Below are 13,973 nucleotides of genomic sequence, written 5' to 3'. Positions count from 1 at the left end.
CTCCAGCTCCCTCAGCAGGACAAGGCCACGATCGATGTGGTCCCCAGCCGACGCCTTCGACGCTGTTGAGCAAGCCTCACCGATTCGCCACGCGTCCAAGTTACCTGGCTGCCGCTGGGTGTAGGTATATGGCTGATCTCGGCTCACGCGCTCACCCCGGCCTGGCCCTGCATCTGTAGTGATTCCCGAAATGCGGCTCGCCAGCGAAACGCCGTTGCCCGGCTGATCCCGAAGTCCGCCCTAAGCTGGGCAATCGACGGGAGGCGGTCGCCGTACATGCGGACCATCCGCAGCGCGGCAGTAAGCGTGATGTTCTGTCTGCCCCATTCCGGCCAACCGGGCTCGCGGTTGTGGTGGTGATCAGCTGGCTGGCGGTTCATGGCACCTCCGGGCGAGCGGCGAGCATGGCCGTCCATATCTCCGCAAAGGATCCGTCGGCGGCCAAAGTCGCCCAGGCGGCTTTCGCCATCGAACTCGACAGATGCACCGGCACCAGCACGTAGCCCTCGGGCGGCGGCAGGGCCGCAGCTTCGCGACCGCTTCCGGTTTCAAAGCCGAAGCGCAGCAGCTGCCCGATGATGCGCAGCTCAAGCTCGTAGCTCTCCAGGTCCTCACCCTCCCGAACGTTCTCGGCTTCCTGGTGGTGACCCCACTCGTCCAGGCAACTGGCCAGCAGCTCCCGCGCCCGCTTCTCGATGGCGTCCATCACTTCACCCCCAGCGCAGCGCGCGCCTTGGCATACTTCGAACGCAGGCGAGCCGCTGTCTCCGGGTCCAACAGAGCCAATCGCGACTCGTCGCTGTTGTCGGCGATATCTGCCAGCTTCACCTTGAGCGACAACGGGTTGTGTCGAATGTTCCAGTAGTAGAACGCCTCGCTCTTGTTCACGCCGCGCGTCAGATCGAACACAGCCTCCACCACTGCCTGCGGGAACAGCAGGACCTGAGTCGCGAAGGCCGGCTGGTCCTCTAGTACGTCGTGGAGCCAAGCCACCATTTCAGCGACGTCATCGCCGGCGACCGCAGCCGCCACCCGACGCACATGCTCGATGTATGGCCGGCCGGCCTTGTCCGTTTGGGTGGCATGTGCCTCTTCCGCGAGCCAGCGCGCCTCATTCACCAGTGCGTTTTCCATTAGGGCACCACCGGTCCGGCCGGCTCGGCCGCATAGTGCGTGATCTTGGGGTTGCCACCCCGCCAGCTTCCGAACACCGGTCGCTTGCTTACCGAATCCCACAGCATCAGCCGCTTGCCGCCCAGCCGTGCCTCGGCGATGGGTCTCCAGTCGATACCGGACGTGGCGCGCTGGTTCCACGAGGCGCTCGCTGCAGGTCGAGGATCGTCCATCAGCGGGAGGTGAGGGGCTCCGTTGCAGCCGCACCCTTCGCAGCCGACTGCAACCACGCGGTCACCCTCGCCGTCCAAGAAGTCGACAATGTGGACGCGAGCGGAGCCGCAGAACGGGCAAGGCTTCAGCGCGGAACCGGTCATACTCGCTGCTCCCAGCTGGCCGTCAGGCGCTGCACCTGCCCGCCGCGCGCGACGAACTGCTCCACCGTCTCGGCCGGCCGCTGGCCCGCCTTCTCCTTCCCCCACGGCTTCGCCGGGGCCAGGTCCGCAAGGAGCGCCACACGCGCTCGGTTGATGGTCATCTTGTCCGGCGCTCGCGGCCCAGCGGACTCGGCGGCCCGCAGCCGCTCCTTGTACGCCTTGGCGATCTCCCGATCCCGCTCCCTTCGCCGCTCCGGGCTCATTGGCAGTCGCCGCATCTCGGCGCCGGTGCGCTCATAGACCCCGGTCCTTCCCTCCCCGATCTTGCGCAGGTAGCCCGCGTCGACCAGATCCAGCAGCGTGCGGCGGACCTTGCCCCGCTCAACGTGGCCCACCACGCCCAGACGGTCGGCCACCTGGACTCCGGTGATCTGCAGGCCGGGAGCGGCTTCGAACAGCGCTCTGGAGCGGCCGGCGTATGTCTTGCTCCTGTCCATCATCGTCATGCCCTCAGTTCGTTCACGTAGGTCTGATTCGCGATCAGCTCGTCGTCGGAGCCGTACGTCTCGTGGAAGGTCCGCGAGCCATCCATCAGGCTCGGGCCGTAGATCTGGCGCATCGTCGCGAAGGTGTTGCCCTCCATCGGATGCCGCATGTGGTGCCACTTGCAGAGGCCGTAGCCCTCCATGTGGCCGCGCCGCACGTTCCCGCTTTTGGCGTGGTTGTAGTCGCAGCCGTAAACCACCAGCTCCGGCTCCAGCAGCCCCTGCATCTGCAGCGCCAGGCAGGCCATGCACGGGCCGGTCTTGGCCAACTCGATGCGGGCGCTCTCTTCCCTCGTCGGTGGCGGTGCCTTCGACCACATCAGCGCGCGCCTTTCTCGCCTTGGTCGGCCATGCGCCAGCCGTGCTGCCATGCCTCGGCCTTTTCGGTGAAGTGACCGATCTGCTTGGCCAGCCCACCCTCCGGCTGGTCATGCCAGACCAGGTGCGGGTTGTCGCTCAGGCGCTGACCGTTGAGCCGCGCGGAGTAACCGGCGTTGATCTCCCTAGCGAACCTGCTGCGCGTGCTGTAGTTGGAAAAGTCCATCAGCGTCTGTTCCTCGTCGTGCTGCGGCGTGCCGCGCTCAGTTCCCGGTCCTGCTTGTCCCACCCGGCCTGCCAGCGGCGCCGCCGCGTCAGGCCATCGATCCCCATCTCGTACCGTGGTGCTGACTCCCGGCCGCGGCAGGCGCACCGCGCCCAGCGGCCGGCCTGCTCGGCCTGGGCCAGCTCCGCCTCAGTCACCATCGAAGTTCAGCTCTGCCGCAGCCCGCTCCATCGCAGCGCGCGCCGATTCCCGATCACGCACCGGCCGCACGCCGTGCTTCTCCTGCTCGATAGCCAGCACCGGTTCCGGCACCGGCTTGCCATCCACGACGTGCTGCACAGCGCGCGTGTAGGCCTCCTCCAGCATCCGCCGCTGCTGCGATCCGTGGTCGGCCGATGCGTAGACGTGCAGGTCCAGCAGCGAACGCACCAGCACGGTGAAGCCGCTCTGCGGCCGGCCCGGCGCCATCTCCCGCTCCACGGCCGCCATGACCGGAATGTCCAGACACATCGTCAGGAACCTCGGCGGGTTAGGCGGCCACTCGCGGCCCTCGGTCAGGCAGCAGGCCATGCCACGCGCGTGCTGTGCCCGGCTGCGGCCCTTCAACACCTGGAACCACGTACCAGCGGCGATGGTCAGGCTGCCGTCCTTCTTGAACGGCGCCGCGCCGTTCTCGCGCTCCCACTTCCCCGGGAACATGGCCGTCATCTGCTTCCAGAACTCCCACAGGTAGGCCGACTGCTGCTCGCTCAACGGCTCAGCCGACGACAGCGAACTCGGCGTCGACAACATCGCCTGACCCGAACCCAGCGCCGCCACCGTGGCCACCGTCTCCGCGTTGGGCGTAGAACTGCTGCTCGAGCTGCTCGGTGCGGTCGGCAGAACCGTGTTGAGGGCTTGCATGGGTTGCTCCGGAGTTGCGGGTTGTGGTCGACAGATCGCGTTGAAGCCAAGACGCCTCGAAGCCTCGCCAGCCGCGGGTGCAGCACTTGCTGAGGCAGTCGTCGACGGTGAACCCCATGGCGGCTGCCCGATGCAGTTCGCGGCCGAAGTTGGCCAGCACCGTCGGGGTCACCGACGCGCGGCAGGTCCGACGGTGGTGCAGCCAGTCGGCCAGAACCTGCGGCGACGGCTCGGACGGCCAGGTGGTGAAGTCCAGCGGCGCGGCGCTGGCGGCAGACGCGCTTGCGCGCCGCTTTTGCTTCTTAGGTTCCTTTCCTGGTTCTATTCCTGGTTCGTGTGCAGCTGGTGCACTACCCTGGTGCACCTCGTTCACCACCGGAGGAACGTCCTTCACTACCCCGTGGTGAACGTCCTTCACCACCAGATAGGGGTCGTTCTCTGGCTCCTTCGGCTGGGCTTGCACGCCAAAGTGGAAGTTGAGCAGGTACTGATTCGCCAGCCGCACGTTGCCGTTGGCTCGCGCCAGGATCGTGATGTAACCGGCCTCGGCCAGCTTCTGGATCTGGTCAATCACCGAACGTCGGGAAAGCCCGCAGTCCTCAGCCAGCTTGTCGTGGCTCGGTCGGCAATGCCCCGTGTCCTTGTTGTGGCGCTCGGCCAACATCAGCAGCACCAGCTTCTGGGTGCTGGTCACCTTCTGACGTGCGGCCCAGGCGAACGCTTCGAAGCTCATCTCATACCGCCAGCTGAAGGTTCTGACCCGGAGCCACCGGCCACCAGGTGCACGCAGTGCGGCCACTGACCGAGTACGGCTTGTTCGGGCCGCGCCAGACGCGCCCCTCTTTCATCAGCTCCGGCAAGCGGCGGGCGAGCATGTAGCGGTCAAGGCTCGTGGCCTGAGACAGCTCGTTGCTGGTCATGCCAGGATGGGCAGTGACCGCGCCGGCAGCCTGGTCCTGCTGGGCGGCCTGCAGGCCGCTCCTTACCACGTATGCAGCGGCGGCGTGGCTGGTCTCGATATCGGTGGAGCGAGCAGGGGTGTTCATTGGCTAGCCTCGAGGAAGAGGCTGTCGATGATGAGGACAGAGAACGCTTCGTTTGTCGCGTAACTGGCTCGAATTGGACCGGGGTTAGACATCAGCGGCCCCTCCCCTTCCGACCCTTCGAGGCCGCGCGAGCGACGTTCCGCTCCAACCGGTGCGCCATCGTGCGCAGAGCCCGCACCTCGCTCACCATCAGCTCGGCTTCGTCGCTATCGATCCGGCGGTCCAGCATCGCCTCGACGGCAGTCCCCGACAGACGGCCAACGCGAGAAGTGATCTCCAGCAGCTTCGTCTGGATGGCGCCGATCTCATCCGACCAGCCACCCTCCGGCGGCGGCGGAACCGCGTCGACGGCCATGCCGAACTGGCCGGCCAGCGCCTGCATCCACTCTAGTGCGTACTCGCAGCCGCCCGCCTTCTCCTGCATCCACTCGGTCAGCAGTTCGGCGTGTTCGATCGTCAGCGATTCGCCCTCCAGGCCGCGCAGCTTCGCGCGCAGCGTCTCCGGGTGCATCGACTTGCCGCGGCGGTCGGCCAGGTAGGCAGCCGCGTCGGCCACACCGCCGGGCGTCTTGCGCACGGAGTTGTAGAGCACGTCCAGCCAGTTCAATGAGGAGGTTCGGCAAGTCATGGGTCACCTTGGGATGACTGGTGTTTCAAGGTTTTTCAGAGAATTGCGGCGGCGCATCATGTGCGCCATGGAGATCAACAACTCACGGACGACGGGCGTCGCCCTCCTTGCGCTACGCTGGCGTTTCCACACGAACAGCCCGCAGGGAGGGCGACATGATCGATATCAAGGAACTGCACACGGACGTTCTGGCACTGAAGGTGGTCGTTACGGCTCTGGCCACCCGGCTGAATCACGACGACGAGTTCATTGCGACGGCAAAGGCGGAGTTGAAGCGCCTGAGCGCATTCGCCGCAGACGACCGGCAACGCGAACTGCTCACCGAGTCGGTCAAGAACCTCATCTACGGGTAACCACTTCGGCCCGGGAGTTCTTCGAGAGTTCTTCGAAGAACTCCCGGGAAGCGCGCTCACCACGGGCACGCGCTTCCAGTTCTTCCAGCGACGGACGATTGATCCAGTTCCGCAGCCACAGGCGCGGATTCCACTTATCGGGCAAAGAGCGCATATCAGGCAGCCTCCACGGGGATGATTCGGTTCTCGTCCGGGTCCTGCGGCGCGCTCGGCGCCTGCGGTGGTTCCTGGACGCCCAGCAGGCGCTGGATCTCCGGCAGCGCCGGCAAGACGCTCTCCTCCGGCCAGCCCTCCACCTGCTCCAGGGGCAGGCCCAGCACCTTGGCCAGCTGCTTGTCAGACTGCAGGCCGAGCTTCGCGCGCAGCGCGCGCTTGCTCATCCGGGTGTCCACCTCGCTGCGGATCTGTTCGGCCACCGTCGGTTGCGGCTCGTCTCCCGGCCAGATGTCAGGCCGCAGGTCGGTCAACGACACCGAGCCGGCGCTTTCGAGGTGCAGCTGGCGAACCAGCGCGCCGTCAAAGCGTTGACCGGCGCTAAGCGCCTTCCGGAGGTAGCCAATCGTTGTGCCTGCACGACGGGCGAATTCCGCTTGTTCAAGCGGAACGAGGGTTTTCAGGTAGGCGCGCAAGGTCTCCATGCAGGCCAAATTACCATATGGTAAAGCCATGTCAATACCGTTTGGTAAATTACCTTTCGGTAACTGAAACTCCACGGATGAAGACAGACACCGCCACAGTGGCGTTGCGCAGGCGCCGCCTGAAGCAATGGATCGACGAGCGCTACAAGGGCGTCCAGGCCGCCTTCGTTGCGGATTCGGGTATCAACCAGGGCGAGGTCTCTGGGCTGCTTAAGAACAAATCGTTCGGCGAGAAGCGCGCTGCCAGCCTTGAAGCCGCCGCCGGCATGCCAGCTGGCTACCTCAGCGAAGAGGGAAGCTCGAGCGACGACACTCCAGTCGCTGAGCCTGAGACCACATCCGGGTACGTTCGCTTCGACTTGTTCGAGGGGGGCGCGGGGATGGGTGCAGGGATGATCAATCAGGATTACCCGGAGGTCGTCAGGACCTTAGAGGTCGCGGAGTGGGTTGTCCGGCGCCAACTGGGCTTCCTGCCGGCCGCGGGCCGAATCCGGCTGATCACTGGTCGTGGCCGCTCGATGCAGCCGAAAATTGAGGACGGCGACATCGTGTGGATCGACACTGCTTGCGACTACTTCGACGGCGACGACTACTACCTCATCAACATCGGCGGTGAAACGCAGATCAAGATGCTGCAGAAGCGCGGCGACGGTCTCTACGTCGTGAGCGCGAATCCCGACTTTCCGCCGTATCGAACCGATCCGAGCGAAGTTAGCATTCTGGGACGAGCCTTGATCCACGCTGGCCTTCGCAGCTTCTGAATCACAAACGTCAAGGACGATCACATGGCATTGGTAAGGTGCGGGGAGTGTGGGAAGGAAGTCAGCAGCCAAGCGGCCGCCTGCCCAGGCTGCGGATGTCCATTGCAGCAGACGCACCCGTTCAAACGCGGCGCTAAAGGAAGTCCGAAGCACTATGGGTGCGGGACGCTGATCGTCGGCATCATCATGCTCTGGGCTGTCGTGTCGTGCTGGCGATCAGTAACGGACGACACTCCCTCGCCTGCGCGGCCCAAGGCTCTGAATGCAGCCGATCAACCGGAGAACCGAGCCGTGCGGGAGCGCGCGGTTAAAGAGATCCGCCAGCTCGGACCGGTCAGCAATGTTGAATGGGTAGATGGCGACCTGACGATTGCCGTGCCTCCCGGCGGTGAGGGCTGGGACGCCCTGGCCGACAGCGCGTGCACCTGGCTTCGCGCCGGCGGATTTGTTGGTGCAACTCACGTTGTGGTGCTCGATGCCATGGCACTGCGGAACAAGCGCTGGAAACAACTCGCCCGAGTTACCTGCGGCTAAGCCGCCACTCGCTGAACGAAATCCAGCACGTTCATGATTTCGAGTAGAAATATTACCTTTTGGTATTGACTAACCATTACTGTTTAGTAATTCTGTCTCCGCGCCGCCCATGAAGCCCCATCCCGGGGCCGGCGGCAGGAGACCTCCATGCAGCGCCGCAAACGGCCCCTGTGGGCACTCATCCTCAGCATCTATGCGCTCGGCGCCCTCGCCCTCGGCGCGGGCGTTGGCTACGGCCAGCGCCTCTTCGGGCAGGGGTGCTGACCCATGGCAGCACTCACCATCACCAGCCGCGGCACCGCCCGCGCCGAAGCGCGGCCTGCTGCCGGGACCATTGTCGTCAAGGTCGGCAATGAAGCCCTGATGAGCCTGACCTCGGCCGAAGCGCGTGACCTGGCCGAACACCTGGCCGTCTGCGCCGACGCGATCGACGAAGGCGCGACCGAAGTCGCCACCATCGCCCGCTCCAAGCCGCTGGCTCTCCAGCAGGGGGTGGCCGCGTGAGCGCCGTCATCGTCTGCCACTCCCCCACCCAGCGCGCGGCTGCCGCCGCCGGCATCGTCGCCCGCGCCGGGCGCCGCTGGGGCCTTCTCCCCTATCAGGTCGTCGTCGCGGCCAGCATCGCCGCCAATGCCGTCCTGCGGCACGGTCAGAGCGCTGCAGGCGCAGTCGCCGCCGTCCGCCGCGCGGCGCGCGCACAGGCAGGTGCTGCATGAGCGCCCCTGTCGATGTGCTGGCGGTGATGGACATTGCCGCAACCTCCATTGAGCACAGCGGTGGCGATGTCGCGTACCTGCGCCAAGCACGCGCCGCAGTCGCCGAGCTGATCGAGGCGGCCAAGTATCTCCACATCGTGACTGCTGGTCTAAGCGGGAACGTGGACGCCAACGAACGCGCCGCGCTTGCCGCAGCCCTCGCCCGCGTCAAAGGCGGTGCCGCATGACCGCCATCCCCAGCGTACCGGCCGCCATGCAGACCCTCACCCTGCCGCGTGGCGAGGACCTGCAGCGCGCTGATGCCTCGCCGCCCAGCAAGTTCACCGGTTTTGTGATCGGTCCATTCTTCTGCCACCACGTCTACAGCGACGACGAGTCGACCATGATGGGAGACCGCACCACCGGCGAGCTGGGCGACTGGCAGGTCACGCACGTGGCCACCGGAGCGTGTGTGCAGCGCGGCCTACCGACCCACTACCGCGCCATCTGGTTGGCCGAGAAGCTGTCTGCCTTCCGCGACTTCACCCTGCCGTCGTTCCAGGCGATCAAAGACGCCCTGGCGCCGCATCAGGAAGAAATCGCCTCGCTGCGGTGGGAAGCCAAGAACGGCAACTGTCAGCGCGCCTGCGGTTTCAGCTTCACGGGGGTGCAGCCATGACCGATCACGACTTCTTCGCCGCCATGGCCGTCGGCATCCCGCCCATCACCCCGCCTGTCGGCCCGGCGCCCGCGCCGGCCGAACCCGTCGCTGAACCGGAGACCGAGTAATGCGCCACCTCATCCTGCCCTTCTTCTGCGCCTTCGTCGTCGGCCTCCTGCTCGCCCTGCTCGTGTGCGCCCTGCGCACCGGTGCCGACAGCTTCACCCTCGGCGCCTCCATCGGTATCGGCTTCTTCGCCTGGCGCGGGTTCGAGGACACGAAACGCGTGTGGCCCCTGATGCGCGCCGACCGCGAGCGAGCCGCAGAGCGGCGGCGGCGCGAAGCGCAGCAGAACCCCCACCCGGTCACCGACGACCTGCACTGAGCCCCTGCCCTGCGCTCGCCCCCTGTAGCGCAGGGAACCCGCGCCGGCCGGGTTCCACCAGCCGGCAACCCATACCAGGAGTCCAGCGTGCGTAACCAGCTCGACATCTTCGATCACGACCCCGCCCGCATGGCAGCGGCCAACCGCGCCGCCGCCGAGCGCGCACTGCACGACGTGCAGTTCACCGCCACCGTCCGGCAGGAGCGCCACGAGTACTACGTGGGCGAAGCCGAACGCTGGGAGCACCTCGCCGCGCACAGCGCGCGCGCCATCAGTAACAAGGAACCGCAGGCATGACGAAGGAACGCCCCATTCTGTTCAACGGCGCCATGGTGCGCGCGATCCTGGCCGGCCGAAAGACACAGACCCGTCGCGTGGTGAAGGTTCCGCCCGCATTCGACTTCATCGGCGGTGCCGGAGACGACCAGCACGACCCGAGAAACTGGGGTGCGGAGGACGAGAACGCTCTGTGGTGGGCGCTGGCGGCTGGCCCGGACACCGACCGCGTTCTGGCCTGCCCATTCGGCCAGCCCGGCGACCGGCTGTGGGTACGTGAGACCACGGTCAACGTGGAGGATCACGGATACGTTGGGCCGGTGTACGTGGAGTCTGAGGAAGGCCGAACTGTCCTCAACTCTGGACTGGCCCCTGATCCTGACGATTGCACCGATGTCGAGCCCGAGGAGCTGCGCCTGCGTCCCTCGATACACATGCCGCGTTCCATGTGCCGCCTGGTGCTGGAGATCACAGACGTGCGCGTGGAGCGGCTGCAGGCCATCAGCGAGGCCGATGCCATCGCGGAAGGGCTCACGCAGACCAAGGCCGGCGGATGGCTGCCCGGCCCCTGCGACCACCCGGAATGGGCATTCCACCTGTTGTGGAACCAGGTCTACGGCGAATCGTCGTGGGACAGCAACCCGTGGGTATGGGCCATCACCTTCAAGAGGATCGAAGCATGAACACCACGATGGCAGACGGCGCAGAGCAGCGCCTCGACGCACAGATCGCCGAAGCGCTCTTCGACCAGCCGGGCATGAGCAAGATGGACGTAGCCAACCGCGTGCGCGAGCTGCGCGGGGATGGGCCGGCTCTGCTGGGGCCGCGAGAGGCTGGGCAGGACGAGCGGGCGCGGTTTGAGGCTTGGTGCGAGCAGCACAACTACAGCAGGTCTCCAGCGCAGAACAATTGCGGAATCACGGTCCCCGAGCGATACGGCCATCCCAAGGTGCAACTCGCGTGGGAAGCATGGCAAGCCGCCCTCTCCGCCCAGCCCTCCCCGGGTGGTCAGGATGCGACGGTAAGGGATGACATGGTGCAGGCGTTCAAGGCCGCGCTGGCTCGCGCGCAGCTGCCGGGGAAGAACCGCACGTACTTCCTGAAAGACTCGGAGCTGCCTTCAATCCTGAGCGAAGTCCTCGCCGCCCGCCAGCCGGAAGGCGCAACCGTAAAGAATTCCTTGACCGTTGCCGCCCTCCAGCCGGTAGATGGCGACGACCTGTCATGCGCCCATCTGGCCGGTCGATATGACGCCCGCCAGCCGGTGGGGGAATCCATGTGGGTAGAGATTCGTCGGGAAGGCGACCGGACGTTCCCGCGCGTGATGAAGAGGGATCATGCCGAAGCGTTCCTGCGTACCTGCAATGTCGGGCCACTTCCGACGATCCACGCCCTCTACGCCGCCCCGCCCGCGCAGGCCGATCAGGAATATCTGGAGAGTTTGGATCGCGCCCTGGAAGGTGTCATCGACCAGCGCGACCGCTATCACGAGGTAGCAGACGACCTCGCCGGTCACATCGCGGCTATCACTGGCGTGGATATCGGCGAACACAGCAGCGCTAACTGCCCCTGGCAGAATGCCATCGAGGCGGCGGAGGAGTACCAGCCCGCGCAGGCCGTGAACCTGGAGCAGACCTTCCAGGCCGGCGTCTCCGACTGGATGGACAAGTGCTTCCTGCCGTCGCTCTACAGCAACATGACCGAGCGCGGCGACCGCCTGCTGGAGGAAGTGCTGGAGCTGCTGCAGGCTCATGGCTACGATCCGGCACGCGTGCCCACGCTGGTCGACTACGTGTTCAGCCGCCCGGCCGGCGATCCGGCGCAGGAGGTCGGCGGCGTGATGGTCACACTCGCCGGCTACTGCTGGGTGGCCGGGCTGGACATGCATGTGCACGGCCACGCCGAGCTTGCTCGCATCAGCCATCCGGAGGTGATGGCGAAGATCCGTGCAAAGCAGGAGGCAAAGAACGCCCTGCACTTCGACACGCCGCTGCCGGGTGACGCCGGTGCTAGCACTACTGAGGAATGGCCGCGCGAGGGCGACCTGGTTCGATACGGCGAAGGCTCGTCCGCGCTCGCCATCCGCCTTGGACCGCATGCCGGCGGCTGGCATGGCTATCAGTGCTGCGGTGGCTACACCTTCTTCACCAAGGCATACAGACCCAGCCGTGCCGACATGGACACGTGGCTGGACTGCGCCAAGTACCGCGATGAGCGCACGAGGGACGCCGATATTCGCGTCGCCCAGCAGCTGGAGCAGTTCGACAGCCAGGCGGTGCAATCGTGAAGGCCGGGCTGCGCGATGCGTCGTTCTACGCCTGCCCGAGCGGCCACGGGCATAACCCGCGCCCGCCAAAGTGGCACGCCATCGTGGACCGCCCCGGCAACAAGTGGGGGGCAGACCGTGGTCCCGCTTGCGGTATCCCGTTCCACACAGAGTGGAGCGAAACGGAGGCTGAAGAAATTTCGGAGCGTCAAAGGTGCACGAAACCGGGCTGCAAGGAGGCGTTCGCCGCGTTCGACAGCCAGGCGGGCGGCAATGGCCAGCCGGAGCTGCCGGCATGATCGGCGCATGCGAAGTTCTGTCCCACGAGCCGTCGATTCCAACGCGCTCACGGGAACACCACCCGGCCGAGCATGCCTACCGGGACCAGTGGCACCTACTGGTGCGGGCGCAGTGTGATGACCACTGGGATCTGGACGATGAAGAACAGCTCGCCGGCCCCTTGGGGAGAATCCTCCACGACATGCCGGTGCTGCTGACCGACCGCCATTCGCGCATCGCTGCAACCTTCATCACCTGGCTGGGCACCAACGTCGGCGGGTCCATCATTTGGCACCTGCGGGTGAGGGGTTCTACACCCAAGGAACCTCTCTTCTATGACCGCAGCGTGCTCAGGAAATGGCACGAGCAGAATCACCGCCATTCGTTTTGCAACCGGGGCTTCCGGTCATCCGACTACCTGACCAGCGCGGATTGGGAGAAGCCGACGGTCTGCCGGGATGCGCTGGAGATTGAGGTGTTCGATCACCTGGCCAACTGGCTTGGCTCCGCCGACGGTCGCCAGTTCGTCGCCGCCGCTGAGGCGCGGGCAGTGGCATACCGCAAGGGGCTGTCTGTCGATGATGTCCTGACGATCCAGGCTGGTGGCAAGGAGGCGGCTGCCCATGGCTGACCAGCTGCTCACCGCTGCACAGGCCAAGCACACCGCGCGGGTTTTCATCACGGAATGCCGTGCCCGCCGGAACGCCCACGGGTGGTGGTTCGCCTTCAATTCCGCACAGCGTGCCCGGCGCCGCGCCGAATCCTTCGCTCCGCCGCCGGCCGCGCCAGCATCGCCGGCACAACTGGATCTGTTCGTATGACCGCACCCCTGCCAGTCTCCCCGGCTTCCGCTGTCGAAGCCACCAAGGCGTCGTCGCCCGTCGCCGCGGTCATCGCCGAGATGCGCCGCATCGATCCAGCCGGCGGCCTCGTGGCCGCTGACCTGGTGCGCACCTGGGCCGACACGCTCATGACCGAACTGTACTCCGCCACCCCGGTGCGCTGGGAGTACCGCCACAAGACTGACCACGCCCCGGGCTGCTGGATGCAGGCCGACGCTGGCCATGTGTACGGCGGCCACCAGCGCGGGCTCGTCGTGCGCGCTCTGTTCGAGACGCCGCGCGTAATCCAGCCCGAGAAGATCCACCACTTCGAACGGCGCGTATGCGTCCGCTGCGGCGAGAGTGAGGACTGGGCTGGCCCGGATTGCTTCCCGCCCGACAAGCCGGTCGACCCGCGCACCCTGCTCCCATTCGATCCGCAATGGCTGGTCGAGCCGTTGGAATGGCTCAGGGATGCCCACCCCACCCTCAATCAATACGAACGGCGCAGGCGGGCGGAGCAAGCCGCCTTCCTGCTGGAGAAGCTCGTCGCCCATATCGAGGAGTGCAAAAAGCCATGACTCAGGAACACATCAGCCACCCGGAAGGCTTGCCCAATTGCGCCGCCGGCCATCGCGCGCGCCACATCCACGACAAGCGCTGCGCCTCCGCTGGCGGTGGTCACCTGATCGAGTGCGCCTGCAGGTCGACCAGCAAGCATGCTGATCCCGACAAGGCCATCGCAGCGTGGCGACGGCTCAACCGGCCGGCACGCAGCGCGCGGCCGGCTGCAGTGGCTGCTGGAGCCGACAACGTCCTGCAGTTCCAGCTCGGCCTGGATGATCGCAAACCCAAGAACCAGCGCGCGGCTCTGGCTGCAAACTGAAGGAGAAAGCTATGGCCAAGAAGAACAAGGCCGCCCCGGGCGCGGGGGCGCTGTGCCTGTCCCGGGAAACGATGCGGGAACTGTGCGACACCCCGTACAAGGATCGTCAGCTTGCGTTCCTGGTGCTGAACGGGATCCCGCACTACAAAGGCTTGGACGGGTGGCCGCGCGTGCTGTGGGCCGCGCTCGAAGGGGGCGACGACGTGGAGACCGAGAAGGTCACGCCCGTCGCTGGCTGGCAATCGAACAAGGTGGCATGACG

At 66.0% G+C, this 13,973-nt stretch carries 29 protein-coding genes; 17 read left to right on the top strand and 12 right to left on the bottom strand.

Annotated elements, in window-relative coordinates; translation table 11 throughout:
- Nucleotides 1-143: 143 nt before the first annotated feature.
- The 11 genes from ACX9OW_RS02010 to ACX9OW_RS01960 form a co-directional block, all read right to left on the bottom strand.
- The gene (locus ACX9OW_RS02010) at nucleotides 144-380 is read right to left on the bottom strand and encodes a hypothetical protein (protein WP_459061838.1); all 237 of its coding nucleotides are present in this window, start codon (nucleotides 378-380) and stop codon (nucleotides 144-146) included.
- A complete protein-coding gene (locus tag ACX9OW_RS02005; protein ID WP_459061837.1) occupies nucleotides 377-706 on the bottom strand; it encodes a hypothetical protein in 330 nt (109 codons plus the stop codon). The genes ACX9OW_RS02010 and ACX9OW_RS02005 overlap by 4 nt, the downstream gene beginning before the upstream one ends.
- Nucleotides 706-1,134, bottom strand: a complete 429-nt coding sequence (locus tag ACX9OW_RS02000; protein WP_459061836.1) for a phosphohydrolase — start codon at nucleotides 1,132-1,134, stop codon at nucleotides 706-708. Before ACX9OW_RS02000 ends, ACX9OW_RS02005 begins: the two co-directional genes overlap by 1 nt.
- Complete coding sequence (locus ACX9OW_RS01995; protein WP_459061835.1) at nucleotides 1,134-1,490, bottom strand: Lar family restriction alleviation protein; 357 nt, start codon at nucleotides 1,488-1,490, stop codon at nucleotides 1,134-1,136. Before ACX9OW_RS01995 ends, ACX9OW_RS02000 begins: the two co-directional genes overlap by 1 nt.
- Complete coding sequence (locus tag ACX9OW_RS01990; RefSeq protein ID WP_277381599.1) at nucleotides 1,487-1,996, bottom strand: hypothetical protein; 510 nt, start codon at nucleotides 1,994-1,996, stop codon at nucleotides 1,487-1,489. The genes ACX9OW_RS01995 and ACX9OW_RS01990 overlap by 4 nt, the downstream gene beginning before the upstream one ends.
- A complete protein-coding gene (locus tag ACX9OW_RS01985; RefSeq protein WP_277381598.1) occupies nucleotides 1,993-2,355 on the bottom strand; it encodes a Ref family recombination enhancement nuclease in 363 nt (120 codons plus the stop codon). Before ACX9OW_RS01985 ends, ACX9OW_RS01990 begins: the two co-directional genes overlap by 4 nt.
- On the bottom strand, nucleotides 2,355-2,579 hold the full coding sequence (locus ACX9OW_RS01980) for a hypothetical protein (RefSeq protein WP_459061834.1): 225 nt from the start codon (nucleotides 2,577-2,579) through the stop codon (nucleotides 2,355-2,357). The genes ACX9OW_RS01985 and ACX9OW_RS01980 overlap by 1 nt, the downstream gene beginning before the upstream one ends.
- A 189-nt stretch (nucleotides 2,580-2,768) precedes the next feature.
- Complete coding sequence (locus ACX9OW_RS01975; RefSeq protein ID WP_459061833.1) at nucleotides 2,769-3,371, bottom strand: hypothetical protein; 603 nt, start codon at nucleotides 3,369-3,371, stop codon at nucleotides 2,769-2,771.
- Nucleotides 3,337-4,215, bottom strand: a complete 879-nt coding sequence (locus ACX9OW_RS01970) for a helix-turn-helix domain-containing protein (RefSeq protein ID WP_346475488.1) — start codon at nucleotides 4,213-4,215, stop codon at nucleotides 3,337-3,339. Before ACX9OW_RS01970 ends, ACX9OW_RS01975 begins: the two co-directional genes overlap by 35 nt.
- 1 nt (nucleotide 4,216) lies before the next feature.
- Complete coding sequence (locus ACX9OW_RS01965; RefSeq protein ID WP_459061832.1) at nucleotides 4,217-4,528, bottom strand: winged helix-turn-helix domain-containing protein; 312 nt, start codon at nucleotides 4,526-4,528, stop codon at nucleotides 4,217-4,219.
- Nucleotides 4,529-4,619: 91 nt separating this feature from the next.
- A complete protein-coding gene (locus ACX9OW_RS01960; RefSeq protein ID WP_346475490.1) occupies nucleotides 4,620-5,135 on the bottom strand; it encodes a phage regulatory CII family protein in 516 nt (171 codons plus the stop codon).
- Nucleotides 5,136-5,311: 176 nt separating this feature from the next.
- Between ACX9OW_RS01960 and ACX9OW_RS01955 the strand changes: the two genes are divergently transcribed.
- Nucleotides 5,312-5,509, top strand: coding sequence for a hypothetical protein (locus tag ACX9OW_RS01955; protein ID WP_346475491.1), 198 nt, complete (start codon nucleotides 5,312-5,314; stop codon nucleotides 5,507-5,509).
- Nucleotides 5,510-5,664: 155 nt separating this feature from the next.
- Here the strand turns inward: ACX9OW_RS01955 and ACX9OW_RS01950 are convergent, their stop codons facing one another.
- Nucleotides 5,665-6,147: a hypothetical protein gene (locus ACX9OW_RS01950; protein ID WP_459061831.1), complete on the bottom strand. Its 483-nt coding sequence runs from the start codon at nucleotides 6,145-6,147 to the stop codon at nucleotides 5,665-5,667.
- Between the two features lie 77 nt (nucleotides 6,148-6,224).
- Between ACX9OW_RS01950 and ACX9OW_RS01945 the strand changes: the two genes are divergently transcribed.
- The 16 genes from ACX9OW_RS01945 to ACX9OW_RS01870 all read left to right on the top strand — a co-directional run bounded on the left by ACX9OW_RS01945 (nucleotide 6,225) and on the right by ACX9OW_RS01870 (nucleotide 13,971).
- A complete protein-coding gene (locus ACX9OW_RS01945; protein WP_459061830.1) occupies nucleotides 6,225-6,908 on the top strand; it encodes a S24 family peptidase in 684 nt (227 codons plus the stop codon).
- Nucleotides 6,909-7,010: 102 nt separating this feature from the next.
- A complete protein-coding gene (locus tag ACX9OW_RS01940; RefSeq protein WP_459061829.1) occupies nucleotides 7,011-7,442 on the top strand; it encodes a hypothetical protein in 432 nt (143 codons plus the stop codon).
- 267 nt (nucleotides 7,443-7,709) lie between these two features.
- Nucleotides 7,710-7,946 (top strand): hypothetical protein, encoded by a 237-nt coding sequence (locus tag ACX9OW_RS01935; RefSeq protein ID WP_459061828.1) that lies wholly within the window; start codon nucleotides 7,710-7,712, stop codon nucleotides 7,944-7,946.
- Complete coding sequence (locus ACX9OW_RS01930; RefSeq protein ID WP_459061827.1) at nucleotides 7,943-8,158, top strand: hypothetical protein; 216 nt, start codon at nucleotides 7,943-7,945, stop codon at nucleotides 8,156-8,158. The genes ACX9OW_RS01935 and ACX9OW_RS01930 overlap by 4 nt, the downstream gene beginning before the upstream one ends.
- On the top strand, nucleotides 8,155-8,385 hold the full coding sequence (locus tag ACX9OW_RS01925) for a hypothetical protein (RefSeq protein WP_459061826.1): 231 nt from the start codon (nucleotides 8,155-8,157) through the stop codon (nucleotides 8,383-8,385). The genes ACX9OW_RS01930 and ACX9OW_RS01925 overlap by 4 nt, the downstream gene beginning before the upstream one ends.
- A complete protein-coding gene (locus ACX9OW_RS01920; protein ID WP_459061825.1) occupies nucleotides 8,382-8,816 on the top strand; it encodes a hypothetical protein in 435 nt (144 codons plus the stop codon). Before ACX9OW_RS01925 ends, ACX9OW_RS01920 begins: the two co-directional genes overlap by 4 nt.
- Before the next feature lie 109 nt (nucleotides 8,817-8,925).
- Complete coding sequence (locus ACX9OW_RS01915; protein WP_459061824.1) at nucleotides 8,926-9,183, top strand: hypothetical protein; 258 nt, start codon at nucleotides 8,926-8,928, stop codon at nucleotides 9,181-9,183.
- 87 nt (nucleotides 9,184-9,270) lie between these two features.
- Nucleotides 9,271-9,480, top strand: coding sequence for a hypothetical protein (locus ACX9OW_RS01910; protein ID WP_459061823.1), 210 nt, complete (start codon nucleotides 9,271-9,273; stop codon nucleotides 9,478-9,480).
- Entirely contained in the window at nucleotides 9,477-10,142 is a 666-nt protein-coding gene (locus tag ACX9OW_RS01905; protein ID WP_459061822.1) for a hypothetical protein, read from the top strand. The genes ACX9OW_RS01910 and ACX9OW_RS01905 overlap by 4 nt, the downstream gene beginning before the upstream one ends.
- Entirely contained in the window at nucleotides 10,139-11,746 is a 1,608-nt protein-coding gene (locus ACX9OW_RS01900; RefSeq protein WP_459061821.1) for a hypothetical protein, read from the top strand. Before ACX9OW_RS01905 ends, ACX9OW_RS01900 begins: the two co-directional genes overlap by 4 nt.
- The gene (locus ACX9OW_RS01895; protein ID WP_459061820.1) at nucleotides 11,743-12,024 is read left to right on the top strand and encodes a hypothetical protein; all 282 of its coding nucleotides are present in this window, start codon (nucleotides 11,743-11,745) and stop codon (nucleotides 12,022-12,024) included. Before ACX9OW_RS01900 ends, ACX9OW_RS01895 begins: the two co-directional genes overlap by 4 nt.
- On the top strand, nucleotides 12,021-12,635 hold the full coding sequence (locus ACX9OW_RS01890; protein ID WP_459061819.1) for a hypothetical protein: 615 nt from the start codon (nucleotides 12,021-12,023) through the stop codon (nucleotides 12,633-12,635). Before ACX9OW_RS01895 ends, ACX9OW_RS01890 begins: the two co-directional genes overlap by 4 nt.
- Nucleotides 12,628-12,825, top strand: coding sequence for a hypothetical protein (locus tag ACX9OW_RS01885; protein WP_459061818.1), 198 nt, complete (start codon nucleotides 12,628-12,630; stop codon nucleotides 12,823-12,825). Before ACX9OW_RS01890 ends, ACX9OW_RS01885 begins: the two co-directional genes overlap by 8 nt.
- Nucleotides 12,822-13,406 carry a hypothetical protein gene (locus ACX9OW_RS01880; protein WP_459061817.1) on the top strand — a complete coding sequence of 195 codons (585 nt, stop codon included), beginning with the start codon at nucleotides 12,822-12,824 and terminating at the stop codon, nucleotides 13,404-13,406. Before ACX9OW_RS01885 ends, ACX9OW_RS01880 begins: the two co-directional genes overlap by 4 nt.
- The gene (locus ACX9OW_RS01875) at nucleotides 13,403-13,711 is read left to right on the top strand and encodes a hypothetical protein (RefSeq protein WP_459061816.1); all 309 of its coding nucleotides are present in this window, start codon (nucleotides 13,403-13,405) and stop codon (nucleotides 13,709-13,711) included. The genes ACX9OW_RS01880 and ACX9OW_RS01875 overlap by 4 nt, the downstream gene beginning before the upstream one ends.
- Before the next feature lie 11 nt (nucleotides 13,712-13,722).
- Nucleotides 13,723-13,971, top strand: coding sequence for a DUF4224 domain-containing protein (locus ACX9OW_RS01870; protein WP_277381577.1), 249 nt, complete (start codon nucleotides 13,723-13,725; stop codon nucleotides 13,969-13,971).
- Nucleotides 13,972-13,973: the final 2 nt, after the last annotated feature.

It is taken from the genome of Stenotrophomonas genospecies 5, assembly GCF_054473825.1.
This window is presented reverse-complemented; position numbering and strand designations above follow the sequence as displayed.